Origin of the sequence: Paenibacillus sp. NRS-1760, from assembly GCF_050467785.1 — a bacterium.
Taxonomy (GTDB): Bacteria; Bacillota; Bacilli; order Paenibacillales; family Paenibacillaceae; genus Pristimantibacillus.
In genome coordinates, this window is record NZ_JBITPK010000010.1 from 477,465 (window position 1) to 492,389 (window position 14,925).

Below are 14,925 nucleotides of genomic sequence, written 5' to 3' on the forward strand. Positions count from 1 at the left end.
AGATGAGTGAACAATCGAACCTTAGAAATGATGCGCGCTCAGTAGAAGCTTTCGAAAGAGCAAAAAAAGTAATGCCAGGCGGTGTAAACAGCCCGGTTAGAGCATTCAAATCAGTGGGCTTGAACCCTGTCTATATGGAGCGGGGAGAAGGCAGCCGCATTTATGATATCGATGGCAACAGCTATATCGATTATGTAGCATCATGGGGCCCTCTCATTATGGGGCATGCCCATCCTGAAGTGATCGAAGCGATTAAACGTACGGCAGAGAAGGGGACAAGCTTCGGCGCCCCAACAGAGCTTGAAACATTGATGGCTGAGCTTGTTTGCGAGCGAGTGCCTTCAGTTGATATCGTTCGCATGGTTAACTCCGGTACGGAAGCGACGATGAGCGCCATTCGGCTTGCTCGCGGTTATACGAAACGAAGCAGGATTTTGAAATTCGAAGGCTCATATCATGGTCATGCGGATAGCTTGCTCATTAAAGCAGGCTCAGGCGTTGCGACGCTTGGCCTGCCTGACAGCCCGGGTGTACCGGAGCATGTAGCTTCGCATACGATTACGGTACCATACAACGATATTGAATCCGTAAAGCTTGCTTTCGAAAAATTCGGTGAGGAAATTGCTTGTGTCATCGTTGAACCGGTAGCTGGCAACATGGGCGTTGTTCCGCCATTGCCTGGTTTCTTGCAAGGATTGCGCGACATTACAACGCAGTACGGTACGGTTCTTATTTTTGACGAGGTAATGACGGGCTTCCGTGTTGGTTATAACTGCGCGCAAGGACTTTACGGTATTACTCCAGACCTTACTTGCTTCGGCAAAGTTATTGGCGGCGGATTGCCAGTCGGCGCATACGGCGGCAAACGGGAGCTTATGGAGATGATTGCACCGAGCGGACCTATCTATCAAGCGGGAACCTTATCAGGCAATCCGCTTGCGATGGCGGCAGGTTATGCAACATTGAATCTGCTAACCCCTGAAGTGTATGAGCATATGGAGCGTCAAGCGGTTAGGCTGCAGCTTGGTTTTGAAGCGAATGCGCGCAAACATGGCATTGCAAATACGATTAACCGTGTTGGATCGATGGTTTGTCCGTTCTTCACGGATACGTTTGTCATCAATTTCGAAACGGCAAAAACATCCGATCTAGAGCGCTTTAAGGCTTATTTTGCGGCGATGCTTGATTTGGGTGTAAGCATTGCTCCTTCACAATTTGAAGGCATGTTTGTTTCCGGGGTTCATACGAATGAGGACATAGATGCGACAATTGAAGCGCATGATATTGCGTTTAGCCGCTTGTAATATCACTGTATTTTGAAATGAAGGTAAGAGGCTCGTAAGGAAGCGAAGACGTTTTTTGCTTCGTTTACGATTGGGAGGAACGTTATATGATTGATGGTCAGATGAAGAGGAATGGACAATGGCTGGAGTTAGACTGGCTTGCTCTTGGCGCTGCGTCCTCTGATACCATTAATCCTGAATCGGAAAAGGATCCGGCAGCAACGCCGGAGCTTGCGCAGCCGCGGGCTGGCAGTCATCCGCACCTTGTGCGTCAGTGGCTGCTGGCCCGTTCCTTTTTTCCGCAGAAGTGGATTAATCGGTTGTTTTCAATTGGAGGCATTCAGTGGAACGGGGAGCATCTGCAGCTGCTTGCTTTCCCGCCAGTAGATCCGCGCAGTGATGCTTCATATCGTCACCTGCGCAGGGATACTAAACTAAATATGCCAGATGTGTTATATGAAGACGATTTCTGCATCGTATTTGACAAGCCAGCTGGCATGGCAGTGCATGGATCATCTCCCGGTCAAAGCGGAACGCTGGATGAGGCGGCGGCATGGCATCTTTTGAGCCAAGGCGATCCGCTGAATATACGTCATATCCACAGGCTGGATGATGATACGTCTGGTCCCGTTTTATATGCAAAAAATGATTTGGCCCAGTGGAAGCTTGATGAGGCGATGAGAGCGAAAGCGATAGACAGACAATATATGGCTGTCGTTCAAGGCCGAATGTCAAAGCTTTCGGGTACGATCAATATGCCAATAGGGAAGGATCGACATCACCCGGCAAGGCGCAGAGTTTCAGAAAACGGCGATCTAGCAATTAGCCATTACGAGGTTGTGGCAGCAAATTCTCGATCGTCACTAATACGTGTAAAGCTTGAGACGGGACGAACGCATCAAATTCGGGTTCACTTAAGTCATATTGGACATCCGCTGCTTGGAGACGGTCTGTATGGAGGTAGCACAGCACAGTTGAAGCATCAAGCGCTGCATGGGGAAAAGCTTGTTTTTCCTCATCCTCTGACCGACTCGCTAATAGAAGCAGCCTCGCCTTGGCCGCAATGGCTGATGCAGCTTTCAGAAGAGATGGAGTTCCGTTCAAAATGATAGTCATGCTCCTGCCCAACCTACCATATAGATAAGTAGTGAATGTAACGTTAGACCAAGCATTCAGTATGAGAGGGGAGGATTTAGGCGTGTCGGATCAAACGAACGGATTACGTTTTGATGTGTATGAGCGCGTCCACTTGCCCGATGATGTTGCGGCAATTGACGAGTTGGAGGAAATTGAGCTTGTTCCTCGTATTCAAGTTATCGATCAAGGGGACCATGCCGTGCTTAGAGGGCAGCTTCTGCTTAGCGGGGTATATAGGAGTCAAACTGATTCAGAAAACTCCCTGACGCTGGAGCACTGGATACCGGTCGAAATAACGCTGCCAATGAACCGAATATCACGGCTGGATGATATTTCGATTGAAATTGACAATTTTGACGTCGATCTTTTGTCTGCTCGCACATTAAACATTACGGGTGTTCTTTCTTTGCGTGGTATTTCTGCTCAGCCTATTCAGGAGCCGGAGGACATTTGGCGAGAAGAACCTTTTACTGTCATTCATCAACGGGAAGTTTATGATGAACGAGCCGTGGAAGCTTTTAATGGTCAAAATGCCGCTATTGAACAATCGTACATAGCGGAAGAACTTGAGCTTGCTGCGCAAGAGGAGATTTCAAACGAGCAAATAGCCGATGCATCGGATGAGCCTGAGGAAGCAACCGTAACAATCTCTTCCTCATCTTCAGGTGGAGGCTGGTCATCTTCGCAGTTATTCGCATCTCCTGCTCCGCAGGAAGAGGATGTGGAGAGCCAAGAAGATGAGAGAGAAATTTCACTATCTTCTCAGCAAACAAGCAACGAGGGCTGGTTAGCAACATCCTCGCCGTTTGCAAATGATTCCGCAGTGATTCCACTAGTTGAAGCAGCAAGCGAGCAAGTACTGGCGGAGGAACGTGAAGAGCCGGTACAAATCGATGCTCCAATAGCTCAAATAGCTCCAGTAGCAGAGGCGTTCCCGCAGCAGCAGAGTCCTGTTCCAGAGCAGGAAAAGCAGGAGCCGCGTATCGCAATTACAAACAAGCAGCCGCAAGAGGGTTCTGGTTTGGCAGGAGATGTCGGCATTCTCACGCTGCTTCAGACGAGTCGGCGTGAACAAGCAGCACGTCAGGCGGCAGAACAGGTAGTCGCTCAGCAACGGGCAGATGAGGAAGCTAGAGTACAGGCTTCCGGCGATGAGATTGAGTGGAAAAACTTATTTCTGGGCAAACGCTCGGAAGATAAGGAATTTAAGAAAATTCGGATGTGTATTGTGCAGCGGGACGAGACGCTTGATGTCATCGCTACACGCTATAGCATGAATCCGAGGGAAATTGTAATGTATAACCGATTGGACGACTCAAGTGTGTCGGAAGGACAGCTGTTATACATTCCATAGAGGCTTCTGTAACGAAAATGCCCCTATTGCTCATTAATTTGAGCGATAGGGGCATTTCTTGCTTCTGCCGAGGTTGACTCAGCTCAGCAACAAAGGTATGATAAAAGTATATATGTGTTATAACGACATTGATGGGGAATAGTAGGCAGCAAAGCCTTCAGAGAGTGGAACCGTTACGCTGAGAGGTTCTGCAGGAAGTGACTGCTACGAGTCGCCCCGGAGTTGCCTGAGCCAAGTAGGAGCAACCTGTGCTCTACCGAAGTCAGGCCGGCCGCAGCCGTTATCTGTTTGAGTGCCATGCGGATACATTTCGCGTGGAACAAAGGTGGTACCACGGAAGCTTAACCTTTCGTCCTTTATGATAAGGGCGGCAGGTTTTTTTTGTTTTTGTAGATCGATTTATGGAGGATGGACGAATGTCAGAAAATCAAACGACAACTGCAATGCCGACAACTTATGATCCTAAGGCAGCTGAGCAGAAATGGTACGATTACTGGATGCAGGGAAAATTTTTCGAGGCAGGCAAACGACCGGATGCACAGACGTATACGATTGTTATTCCGCCTCCTAACGTTACCGGAATGCTGCATATCGGGCATGCGTTAGATTTTACCCTACAAGATATTTTAATTAGAACGAAGCGTATGCAAGGTTTCGACACGCTGTGGGTGCCAGGAACTGACCATGCGGGCATCGCGACGCAAACAAGAGTTGAGCAGAAGCTGCGTGAGCAAGGAATATCGCGCTACGACCTAGGTCGTGAAGCATTCCTAGAGAAAGTATGGGAGTGGAAGGATGAGTACGCAAGTACGATTCGCGATCAATGGTCGAAGATGGGACTTTCCCTCGATTATTCGAGAGAGCGGTTCACTTTGGATGAAGGCCTCTCCAAGGCTGTACGCGAGGTTTTTGTTAAGCTGTATGATAAGGGCTTGATCTATCGCGGCAAAAAAATCATTAACTGGGACCCTGCTGCTCGCACAGCTCTTTCAGATATTGAGGTAGAGCACAAGGAAATCAATGGTCATTTGTATCACTTGAAATACCCGCTTAAGGACGGTTCAGGCTTTATAACGGTTGCAACGACACGTCCAGAGACGATGCTCGGCGATACAGCTGTAGCGGTTCATCCAGAGGATGATCGTTACAAGCACTTGATTGGGCAAATGATCGTGCTTCCAGTCGTTGGGCGCGAAATTCCGATTATTGCAGATGAGTACGTCGATAAGGAATTTGGTTCAGGTGCCGTAAAAATTACGCCTGCACATGATCCAAATGACTTTGAAGTTGGCGAGCGCCACAGTCTGCCGCAGATCATTGTGATGGATGAGACAGGTACTATGAACGCTGAAGCTGGTCCTTATCAAGGTCTCGACCGTGCGGATTGCCGCAAGCAGCTCGTTAAGGATTTGCAGGAGCAAGGTGTATGCGTGGAAATCGAAGATCATGTGCATCAAGTTGGTCACAGTGAGCGCAGCGGCGCCGTTGTTGAGCCCTATTTGTCTACACAATGGTTCGTTGCAATGAAACCTCTAGCTGAAGCTGCAATCGCAGCTCAAAAGGCGGGCAAAGGTGTCAACTTCGTACCTGAGAGATTCGAGAAAATATATTTGCACTGGATCGAGAACGTACGCGATTGGTGTATTTCTAGGCAGCTATGGTGGGGTCACCGCATACCGGCTTGGTATGATGAGACGACAGGTGAAACACATGTCTCTCGTGAGAATATGGAGGGCGATCACCTTACCCAAGATAATGACGTGCTTGATACGTGGTTCAGCTCCGCATTATGGCCGTTCTCTACACTAGGCTGGCCGGATGAAACGAATGACCTGAAACGTTATTACCCAACGGATGTACTCGTAACGGGTTATGACATCATTTATTTCTGGGTATCCCGAATGATCTTCACAGCTCTTGAGTTTACAGAGCAATCTCCGTTCAAGGATGTGCTGATGCACGGACTTGTTCGTGACTCCGAAGGACAAAAGATGTCCAAGTCGAAGGGCAATGGTGTCGATCCGCTTGAGGTTATCGAGAAATATGGTGCAGATGCTATGCGTTATATGATCTCGACAAGCAGCACGCCAGGTCAGGATTTGCGTTTCCGCTGGGAGAAGGTTGAGCAATCGCGCAACTTTGCGAACAAGATTTGGAATGCATCACGCTTCGCGCTGATGAATCTTGAAGGGGTTGAAGCAGCTGATATTGATATCACTGTTAACCTCGGAACAGCGGATCGCTGGATCTTGCATCGCCTGAATGAAACGGTTCGTGATGTAACTCGATTAATTGACAGCTACGAGTTCGGTGAAACTGGACGTCTATTGTATAATTTCATTTGGGACGATCTTTGCGACTGGTACATTGAATTCGCTAAGCTTAGCCTTTACAGCACGGATGAAGCAGCTAAAAAAGCTACGCAATCGGTACTTGCTTATGTGCTAGACCGTACGCAGCGTCTTATTCACCCGTTCATGCCATATATCAGCGAAGAGATTTGGCAGCATCTGCCTCATGTTGGCGATACGATCACTTTGGCAGAATGGCCGGTTTATGATACTGCGCTTGAAGCGCCGGACGCTGTGAAAGAGATGGAGCTCCTGATGGAGATGATCCGTTCAGTGCGCAATATCCGAGCAGAAGTAAATGTTCCGATGAGCAAAAAGATTGAAATGCTAATTAAGCCTGCTAGCGAGGCTGAAGCTGCTATTATGTCCCGCAACGAAGAATTTATTAAACGTTTCTGCGGTACGTCAAGTTTGGAGACTGGCCTGCACATTAGTGCGCCGGACAAAGCAATGACTGCGATTTTAACTGGTGCTGAGATTTATTTGCCGCTTGCCGGCTTAATCGATATTGCTCAGGAGATTGCTCGTTTAGAGAAGGAACATCAGCATTTGAATACCGAGGTAGAGCGGATTGAGAAGAAGCTCAGCAATGAAGGCTTTGTGGCAAAAGCGCCAGCTAAGGTTATCGATGAAGAACGCGCCAAAATGAACGATTATGCAGACAAACGCGACAAGGTACTAGCTAGAATTGCGGAATTGCGCGGATAACGCTGCAAAACGGAAGAAGGAAGATTAGTATGGCAGAACAACAAATAGAGCAGCGGCCTGCAGGGCCGCTTCAATCCTACCGGGAAGCGGTAGATTGGATTACTGGGCTAATTCCATTCGGTATTCGTCCAGGTCTTGATCGGATCGAGGAATTGATGGAACGGCTGGATAATCCGCATCGCAGATTAAAGTTTATCCACATTGCCGGGACAAATGGGAAAGGGTCTACTTGTGCATATTTGACGAGCGTTTTGCTGCGCGGCGGATATGATGTAGGCACATTTACATCGCCATATATAACGAAGTTTACGAATCGTTTTCAATATAACGGTATCGATATCGAAGAAGAGACGCTGCTTAGACTTGCCAACGAGCTAAAACCTCATGTTGATGAGCTTGCTCAGACAGAACTAGGCTCGCCTACGATGTTTGAAGTATCAACAGCGCTGGCTATTCTTTTTTATGCGAAGGTCACTTATCCCGATTATGTCGTGTGGGAGACTGGACTTGGCGGCAGGCTTGATGTGACGAATATCGTTCAACCGGTTGTTTCCGTCATTACGAATATTGGCCATGACCATATGGATAAACTCGGTGATACGATTGCTGCAGTTGCGAGTGAAAAAGCTGGCATTATTAAAGCAGGAATACCGGTTATTAGTGCGGTTACTCAGCCAGAGGCAATTGAGGTTATTAAGCAAGCAGCTGAAGGCAAAAAAAGCACGCTTTATTTGTTAGGTGAACAGTTCCATGAAACGGCAATCTCGGTTCGCGAGAATGAGCAAACTTTCCGTTTCGACAATCTATTCCGCAGCATCGAGCCGTTGACAATCACGCTAAATGGTGCCCATCAACGGACGAATGCAGCGGTTGCTGTCATGACGCTTGAGATACTTCGCCAATATAATGCACTGGTCATCGAAGATGATGTACTGGCGGAAGGGCTTCAAAAGGCCGCGTGGCCGGGACGACTTGAGATGGTTTCTGATCAGCCTCGTATTTTGGTCGATGGCGCACATAATCCTGAAGGTGCAGAGTCACTCGTGGACGCTTTAAAAAACACTTACAAATATGATCGGTTACATCTTATGATGGGTATGCTGGAGAATAAGAATCATCAGGATGTTCTTAAGCATATACTACCAATAGTGGATACGCTTATTGTGACCGAGCCTGACTATCGAATGAAAAAAGATGCCTCTGCTTTGGCTGATTTGGTACGTGAAATGCGTCAGCAACAGCCAGATCAGTACGCTTTCGAGCTTGTAGTGGAATCAAACTGGCAAGCAGCATTACAAAAACTACAACAGTTAACCGGGGAAACAGACCTTGGAGTCGTGACAGGCACGCTATATTTAATTGCTGACGTTCGCTCCCGCATTTTGTATGACTCGGATTCTGAAAAAGGTTGGTGAACCGTCTTTGAATACGGCAGAACACGTTCATTTCATCGGAATCGGCGGTTACGGAATGAGTGCCATTGCCCGCGTTATGCTGGAAATGGGCTATAAGGTGACCGGGTCCGATGTCGCACGTCAAGAATTAACAGAGAAGCTTGCAGCAAATGGTGCCAGCATTTATATCGGTCATCAGCCCGAGCATGTGAATGGAGCGGACTTGGTCGTATACTCTACGGCACTTTCCAAAGATAATGTTGAACGGAAAGCAGCTGAAGAGCTCAACATCCCAGTTTTGCATCGATCGCAAATGCTGGCTAGATTGATGAACGCAGGCAAAGGAATCGCAGTAGCCGGCGCACATGGCAAGACGACGACCTCTTCAATGATCGCGCTTGTTATGGAATCTTGCGGTGCGGATCCAACCTATATTATCGGTGGCGAAATCGTTAATGTAGGTACAAACGCAAAAGCGGGCAAAGGTGAATACGTCGTAGCAGAAGCGGACGAGAGTGATGGTTCATTCCTTCATTATCACCCTACGCTTGCTATCGTGACGAATATTGAGCCGGATCATCTTGAAAATTATGATGGCGATTTCGGCAAGCTGAAGGCTGCTTATGTGCAGTTTTTGCAGCAGGTGAAAGCGGACGGCAAGGCGATTGTATGCGCGGATGACGAGACGGTTAACGAATTGATACCGCAAGTATATCAAGGCAATATGAACTCATCGCAGCTAGTGACTTATGGCATTGACGGCGATGCAGACTATAAAGCTCAAAATGTTGTACTTGGAGACCGGAAGGTAACCTTTACAATGACGCATAAAGGGGCATTGCTTGGAGATGTGGAGCTGTCTGTTCCAGGCCTTCATAATGTGTACAATGCAATGGCTACTGTTATTACTTGTCTCGAAGCAGGCTTGTCCTTTGACAAAATTGCTGTTGCGATTCAATCATTTAGAGGCGCGAAACGCCGCTTCCAGGTGCTTGGGGAAGTTAATGATATTTTGGTCATTGATGACTATGCGCATCATCCAACGGAGATCAGAGCGACAATCAGCGCTGCAAAAGCAACAGGTAAGCGTATTATTGCCGTGTTTCAACCACAGCGTTATACGCGGACGTTTTTCTTATTCGAGCAATTCAGCCGCGCATTCCCAGAGGCCGATGAGGTAATTATTACCGACATCTACTCGCCGGCAGGCGAACTGCAAATCGAAGGAGTAACATCCCGCAAGCTGGTAGAGCTGATCAAAAGCAACAGCAACGCGAACTCCGAGTATATTCCAACCAAAGAAGAAGTGCTTGCATACTTGACTGAGAGGGTCGCACCAGGCGATCTTGTTATCACCATGGGAGCAGGCGACATTTGGAAGGTAGCGGATTCGTTAGCGAAATCGTTAAAATCAAACCAATAAGCAGCTAATGCCCGGGATTCCATATCGGAATCACCGGGCATTTTGTATAAGCACGGGACTTTTCGTAAAAAGGCCCTAAATAAGCCCACATAAAATTAACTTCAATACTCGATGTAGGTAAATCCCACTAGCCCAACTCACTGTCCCCCAATTCAATGGCTTGTACTCACTACCTAATAAACCTCTCACTCTTTACCTCACTCACTCATTCACTGATCTCATCAACCCACTTAAACTAGCACTAGCTAAATATCCTCATAATCCAACAACCCCAATAGCCTCTGCTTTAAGAAGCCTCCACAGCCTTCCAACGGGACGGAGTGCACTAAACCTCATAATCTACAATCAAAATTTACGGACCCTTAATAATCCGTTTACGGGTCTCAGAATACGCATCAAAGTTTTAAGAAGCGCCGAGCGTGTCCCAGCGGGACAGACTTTTGTTAGTCCAATTGCTAGTTTTAGGGGTTACTGCAAGGTTTGTAGAAGCTTCCAGCGGGTCCAAGTAGGGACGAAGCTCTCTCCAAGTGACATGTGCTTATATACGCCAGTTCCAAGCTTTTTTTAGTCCAATTGCGAGTCTTAGAGGACGCAGCAAGGTTTGTAGAAGCTTCCAGCGGGTCCCGGAGGGACAAAGCGCTCCAACGCCGCATGAACTGTTGGACGCCGGATGTGGTTGTACGTTAGTTGAGTTGCGGGTGTCCAGAGGGTGCAACCCTTGGGGCCCTCCCTTGGAAGGGAGGGTTTGGGTGGGTTCGAAAATTATTTAATCTTTAATTTTGAAATTGAAGTATGAATTGTAATCTCTTTAGATTTGAAATTGAAGTATGAATTGTAATCTCTTTAATTTAAAACCTTTGAAGGCTTGGTAGACAACCCTCTAAGGGCATGGGTCTAAATCTCTCAAATGTCTCATAGATTAATACTAGATGAAAGGGACAAGGAGTGGATGAAATGACTCAGAAAAACCGTATTACTTATCGTTTTGACCGTAATGGGAATGGACAGTCCGTTAACGAAGAAAGCCGCAGCAATGATAATCAACAAGAGGCTCTCGATCATAAAGCAGCATTACCCAACAACTCTAATAATAATGCGAATAAAATGATTTCCAAGAAAGTTGTTCCTCTATATCCATCTACAGAGAAGCATTCCGTCAGCGAAGTGAGTCCATGGAACAGTCCGTTCCAAGAGGATATTAGCGCATTGGAGCAGCTTATTAGAGATGCTGATTCGAAGCCAGTATCCACTCCAAAACAGGCTCAGCCCAATCCTCCAAAAGAGAAGAAAAAAACGATAAAACCAACTATTATTGATGATCCCTATGAGCAGCCTGAGGTTCTACAGACACATGAGGAAAGGTATTCAGATAGGGAATATATGCAGGAGCCGATTCAAGCGTATGAGGAAGAGTTCGTTGATGACGAAATCAGTATAAAAAGAGTGAATTATGCGCGAGCGAAACGTAAGGCGGGAGCGCCATCATGGTTTAATGTATTTTTGTCAGTGACGGCTGCGCTTGCTACTGGAGCGCTGTTTGGTTATTTATTGTTGTCATTGTTTACGGGGGCAAGCATTTGGCCGGGAGGAACTGGCAATAAGCCTGACTCAGTACCTGTGATTGGTGATTCTGTCCAAGAAGGAACAGGCAAAGAACCGGTTGCAGGTGTAGGTGAGGAAAGCAAGGAAGCGGGAGTTGAAAATAAAAATGACCCTGCAGCAAAACCAGATCCGAATACTGCGATGGCTGCACTTAAGGGGCTGGATCGTTCTTATTATTTGCTGCAATTTGGCGTGTTTAGCAATACAGAGGGCAGGGATGCCGCAATGGCGCAATTGGCCGAGAAAGGGCTTGCTGGTGCTGCTATGACAAGTGCTGCTGATTATCGCGTATATGTAGGCATGGGTACAGATCGAAAAGGAGCTCAGGTTATTAAGAATATGATGCCGGAAATCGATCTTTATATCAAAGAAGTAAATATAGTAAATCCAGGAAAAATACCGTTTAAAGGCGATCAAAAAGCAGCACAATCTTTCTTCGATCAAACGGCTGTAGTCGTCCAAATGTTGGATGAATTAACATTAGCCCAGCTGGAACAGCCGACCTTATCGCCGCTTGGCGATGTTGCAGCAAATTCGTGGAAAGCCGAGCATCTAACATGGACAGAAAACGCGGAAACGCTGCGAATAGGTATAGTAGATGCGGAAGGTAAGGCATATTTGGATAAAATCAATCAAGCGATGAATGCGGCAGCAAAGACGATGGCAGAGTACGATAAAAAGCCTTCTCAAGCACAATTGTGGAAGACACAAGCGGAAGTTATGAAAGTGATCATTACGCAAAAAGAATGGTTTGAGAAGATCAGCGCATTGTAAACGAATAGGTTCATGCGTATAATAGTCTTAGGTGTCATTTCATGGCGAGAGGCGTTGAAAGATGAAGAAAAACGGCTGGATTCTTCTCATTTTTATCATATTTGGATTGTTGGCTGGTGCTCTAGTAGCGCGATGGCTGACTCCAGTTCCAGGCATCTCTTTTTTAACGAAACCAATCGAAACATCATGGTCACCTGCTGTCGATCTATATGTGCTCAGTTTCAACCTAACGCTTCATCTGCAATTCAGCTTGTTTAGCTTAATTGGAGCCGTAATTGCAATATGGTTATACCGCAAAATGTAGAGCAGCAGACATTGACGCATGAAGGAAAGCATGAAGGAGCGCAGCATTCAATTTATGGAATATAAAAAATTACGCAACGAAGCGATTAGCCAGCTCGTACTGGCCTCTTCGTCACCGCGCCGGAAGGAACTGGTCGCATCGCTGGACCTTTCTTTGCCGGTTTATATTTTGTCTACTGATACGGATGAAACGATTGAAGCAGGCTGGTCGCCATCGGAAGTTGTAGAGCAGCTCAGCCTGCGCAAAGCAAAAGCAGCCATACCTTTACTGCAACAAAAGCAGGAGGTACCAACGTCTTTAATTATTGGTGCGGACACCATTGTCGTGCTTGACGGAGATGTGCTTGGCAAGCCTGCTGACGACGAAGAGGCAAAGTCTATGCTTAGACGCCTTCAAGGCCGCTCCCATGAAGTGTATTCAGGAGTTGCTTGTGTTCTCTCTACAAGCGGGGAAGCATTGGTTGCCCATCGCAAAACGAAGGTAATGATGAAGCCGCTTAGTGAGGATCAAATTGCTAGGTACGTTGCTACCGGCGAGCCGAGGGACAAGGCGGGCTCTTATGGCATACAAGGACTTGGAGCGACGATTGTAGAGCAAATTGACGGCTGTTATTTTAATGTCGTTGGCTTGCCGTTATCGCTTCTCTCAGACATGCTCGCTTCCTATGACATTGCTGTTTTTTAAAAGGTAACTTAATTGATTTCAATCGGATTTTTTTTCATGAATGTGGCAGGATATGAATAATTCATTTTTTCGAAGAGGCGGGATTGGGACATGTTGCCGCAACCTATGATTTTGCGTGAAGTCCCCCATGAAGAACGTCCAAGAGAGCGCATGATGAAATATGGGGCAGAAGCACTTAGCCATACCGAATTGTTAGCCATACTGCTGCGCACAGGTACGAAGCGGCAATCCGCCGTACATTTGGCAGGAGCGGTGCTTAAGCAATGCGGCAGCCTGCGTAATTTAATGGATATGAGCATGGAACAATTAACAGCCATTCGAGGAATTGGTCCGGCAAAGGCGATTCAGCTTCGTGCTGGCATTGAACTGGGGAGAAGAATTTCCCGGAGTCAGCTTGGTGAGACGGTTATTGTGCGCAAGCCGCAGGATGCTGCGGAATATGTGATGGAAGAGCTCCGCTATTTGAAGAAGGAGCACTTCGTATGTTTGTTTTTAAACACAAAAAACCATATTATTGCCCGCGAAACCTTATCTGTCGGTACGCTTAATGCATCGCTAGTACATCCTCGAGAAGTATTTCGTGCAGCTATTTCACGTAACAGCGCATCTATCATTTGTGTTCATAATCACCCAAGCGGCGATCCTACGCCAAGCCCAGAAGACATTGCGTTAACGGGACGTTTAGCGGAGGCTGGACAGCTAGTCGGAATAGAAGTTCTTGACCATTTGGTAATCGGTGACGGAAGATTCGTAAGTTTGAAGGAACAAGGTCATATGTAATATAATAAAGTGATGTGGCAATTAGAAGGGAGCAAGAACATGTTTGGTGGTTTTTCGAAAGATTTGGGTATTGATTTAGGAACAGCGAATACGTTGGTATTCGTCAAGGGAAAAGGAATTGTGGTAAGGGAGCCTTCCGTGGTGGCCCTTCGTACAGATACAAAAACAATTGAAGCAGTAGGCGAGCAAGCCAAAAAAATGATCGGTAGAACGCCTGGCAACATTCGTGCTGTTCGTCCAATGAAAGATGGCGTTATCGCTGATTTTGAAACAACTGCTACGATGATTAAATATTTTATTCGCCAAGCCCAAAAACAGCGTTCTTTATTTCCTCGTCATCCAAACGTTATGGTTTGTGTGCCGTCAGGCATTACAGCGGTTGAGAAACGCGCAGTTGAGGATGCGACTAAGCAAGCCGGAGCTCGTGAAGCCTATACGATTGAAGAACCATTCGCAGCAGCGATTGGCGCTGATTTGCCTGTATGGGAGCCGACAGGCAGCATGGTAGTTGATATTGGCGGAGGTACAACAGAGGTTGCTGTTATTTCATTAGGCGGAATCGTTACGGCGAGATCCATTCGTGTAGCTGGTGACGAGATGGATGAAGCGGTTATTCAATATATTAAAAGACAATACAATCTCATGATCGGGGAACGTACATCCGAGCAGCTGAAGATGGAAATTGGTTCAGCACTTCCACTGGATCGTCCAGAAACGATTGAAATTCGTGGACGCGATCTCGTATCGGGATTGCCTAAGACACTAGCGATTACATCTGATGAGATTACAGAAGCATTAGCAGATACCGTTAATGCCATTGTTGACGCGGTGAAAGTAACGCTGGAGAAATGCCCGCCGGAGTTGTCTGCGGACATTATGGACCGGGGTATCGTACTCACAGGCGGCGGCGCCTTGCTGCGCAATCTGGACAAGCTGCTTCAAAGAGAGACAGGCATGCCTGTTATTGTTGCCGACAATCCGCTTGATTGTGTTGCGATCGGTACTGGCCGCTCGCTCGATAATATTCATTTATTTAAAGCAAGAAGCTCATCTCGTTCGAGACGCTAAGTTAGGTCCGATGGGGAAACGGATATGAAATGGGCAGGTGGTCGAGCTGTTTAAGCTAATGAG

General features: G+C 47.0%; 11 protein-coding genes and 1 other annotated feature. All 11 genes read left to right on the plus strand.

Going from position 1 to position 14,925, the window contains the following annotated elements; genetic code table 11:
• Window positions 1-2 precede the first annotated feature (2 nt).
• The 11 genes from hemL to ACIFSR_RS13190 all read left to right on the plus strand — a co-directional run bounded on the left by hemL (window position 3) and on the right by ACIFSR_RS13190 (window position 14,862).
• A complete protein-coding gene (gene hemL, locus ACIFSR_RS13140) occupies window positions 3-1,304 on the plus strand; it encodes a glutamate-1-semialdehyde 2,1-aminomutase (RefSeq protein WP_076271661.1) in 1,302 nt (433 codons plus the stop codon).
• Between the two features lie 86 nt (window positions 1,305-1,390).
• On the plus strand, window positions 1,391-2,392 hold the full coding sequence (locus ACIFSR_RS13145) for an RluA family pseudouridine synthase (protein ID WP_430057728.1): 1,002 nt from the start codon (window positions 1,391-1,393) through the stop codon (window positions 2,390-2,392).
• Window positions 2,393-2,481: 89 nt separating this feature from the next.
• Window positions 2,482-3,774, plus strand: a complete 1,293-nt coding sequence (locus ACIFSR_RS13150) for a LysM peptidoglycan-binding domain-containing protein (RefSeq protein ID WP_430057730.1) — start codon at window positions 2,482-2,484, stop codon at window positions 3,772-3,774.
• Window positions 3,775-3,893: 119 nt separating this feature from the next.
• Window positions 3,894-4,134, plus strand: a binding site (T-box leader).
• 56 nt (window positions 4,135-4,190) lie between these two features.
• Window positions 4,191-6,833, plus strand: a complete 2,643-nt coding sequence (locus ACIFSR_RS13155) for a valine--tRNA ligase (RefSeq protein ID WP_076271664.1) — start codon at window positions 4,191-4,193, stop codon at window positions 6,831-6,833.
• Between the two features lie 29 nt (window positions 6,834-6,862).
• A complete protein-coding gene (locus ACIFSR_RS13160) occupies window positions 6,863-8,248 on the plus strand; it encodes a bifunctional folylpolyglutamate synthase/dihydrofolate synthase (protein ID WP_430057732.1) in 1,386 nt (461 codons plus the stop codon).
• Between the two features lie 7 nt (window positions 8,249-8,255).
• Complete coding sequence (gene murC / locus ACIFSR_RS13165) at window positions 8,256-9,650, plus strand: UDP-N-acetylmuramate--L-alanine ligase (protein WP_339207856.1); 1,395 nt, start codon at window positions 8,256-8,258, stop codon at window positions 9,648-9,650.
• Window positions 9,651-10,604: 954 nt separating this feature from the next.
• Entirely contained in the window at window positions 10,605-12,026 is a 1,422-nt protein-coding gene (locus ACIFSR_RS13170; RefSeq protein ID WP_430057733.1) for an SPOR domain-containing protein, read from the plus strand.
• Between the two features lie 61 nt (window positions 12,027-12,087).
• Entirely contained in the window at window positions 12,088-12,330 is a 243-nt protein-coding gene (locus tag ACIFSR_RS13175; RefSeq protein ID WP_076270861.1) for a DUF4321 domain-containing protein, read from the plus strand.
• A 54-nt stretch (window positions 12,331-12,384) separates the two neighbouring features.
• Window positions 12,385-13,014 carry a Maf family protein gene (locus tag ACIFSR_RS13180; protein ID WP_430057842.1) on the plus strand — a complete coding sequence of 210 codons (630 nt, stop codon included), beginning with the start codon at window positions 12,385-12,387 and terminating at the stop codon, window positions 13,012-13,014.
• 90 nt (window positions 13,015-13,104) lie between these two features.
• Window positions 13,105-13,794, plus strand: a complete 690-nt coding sequence (gene radC, locus ACIFSR_RS13185) for a RadC family protein (protein WP_076270860.1) — start codon at window positions 13,105-13,107, stop codon at window positions 13,792-13,794.
• Window positions 13,795-13,833: 39 nt separating this feature from the next.
• Window positions 13,834-14,862 (plus strand): rod shape-determining protein, encoded by a 1,029-nt coding sequence (locus ACIFSR_RS13190; protein WP_076270859.1) that lies wholly within the window; start codon window positions 13,834-13,836, stop codon window positions 14,860-14,862.
• Window positions 14,863-14,925: the final 63 nt, after the last annotated feature.

Coding starts and splice junctions, on each gene's coding strand:
- ACIFSR_RS13155 (WP_076271664.1), top strand. CDS start 4,191: ATGTCAGAAAATCAAACGACAACTGCAATGCCGACAACTTATGATCCT.
- ACIFSR_RS13175 (WP_076270861.1), top strand. CDS start 12,088: ATGAAGAAAAACGGCTGGATTCTTCTCATTTTTATCATATTTGGATTG.
- ACIFSR_RS13160 (WP_430057732.1), top strand. CDS start 6,863: ATGGCAGAACAACAAATAGAGCAGCGGCCTGCAGGGCCGCTTCAATCC.
- ACIFSR_RS13145 (WP_430057728.1), top strand. CDS start 1,391: ATGATTGATGGTCAGATGAAGAGGAATGGACAATGGCTGGAGTTAGAC.
- radC (WP_076270860.1), top strand. CDS start 13,105: ATGTTGCCGCAACCTATGATTTTGCGTGAAGTCCCCCATGAAGAACGT.
- ACIFSR_RS13180 (WP_430057842.1), top strand. CDS start 12,385: ATGGAATATAAAAAATTACGCAACGAAGCGATTAGCCAGCTCGTACTG.
- ACIFSR_RS13190 (WP_076270859.1), top strand. CDS start 13,834: ATGTTTGGTGGTTTTTCGAAAGATTTGGGTATTGATTTAGGAACAGCG.
- hemL (WP_076271661.1), top strand. CDS start 3: ATGAGTGAACAATCGAACCTTAGAAATGATGCGCGCTCAGTAGAAGCT.
- ACIFSR_RS13170 (WP_430057733.1), top strand. CDS start 10,605: ATGACTCAGAAAAACCGTATTACTTATCGTTTTGACCGTAATGGGAAT.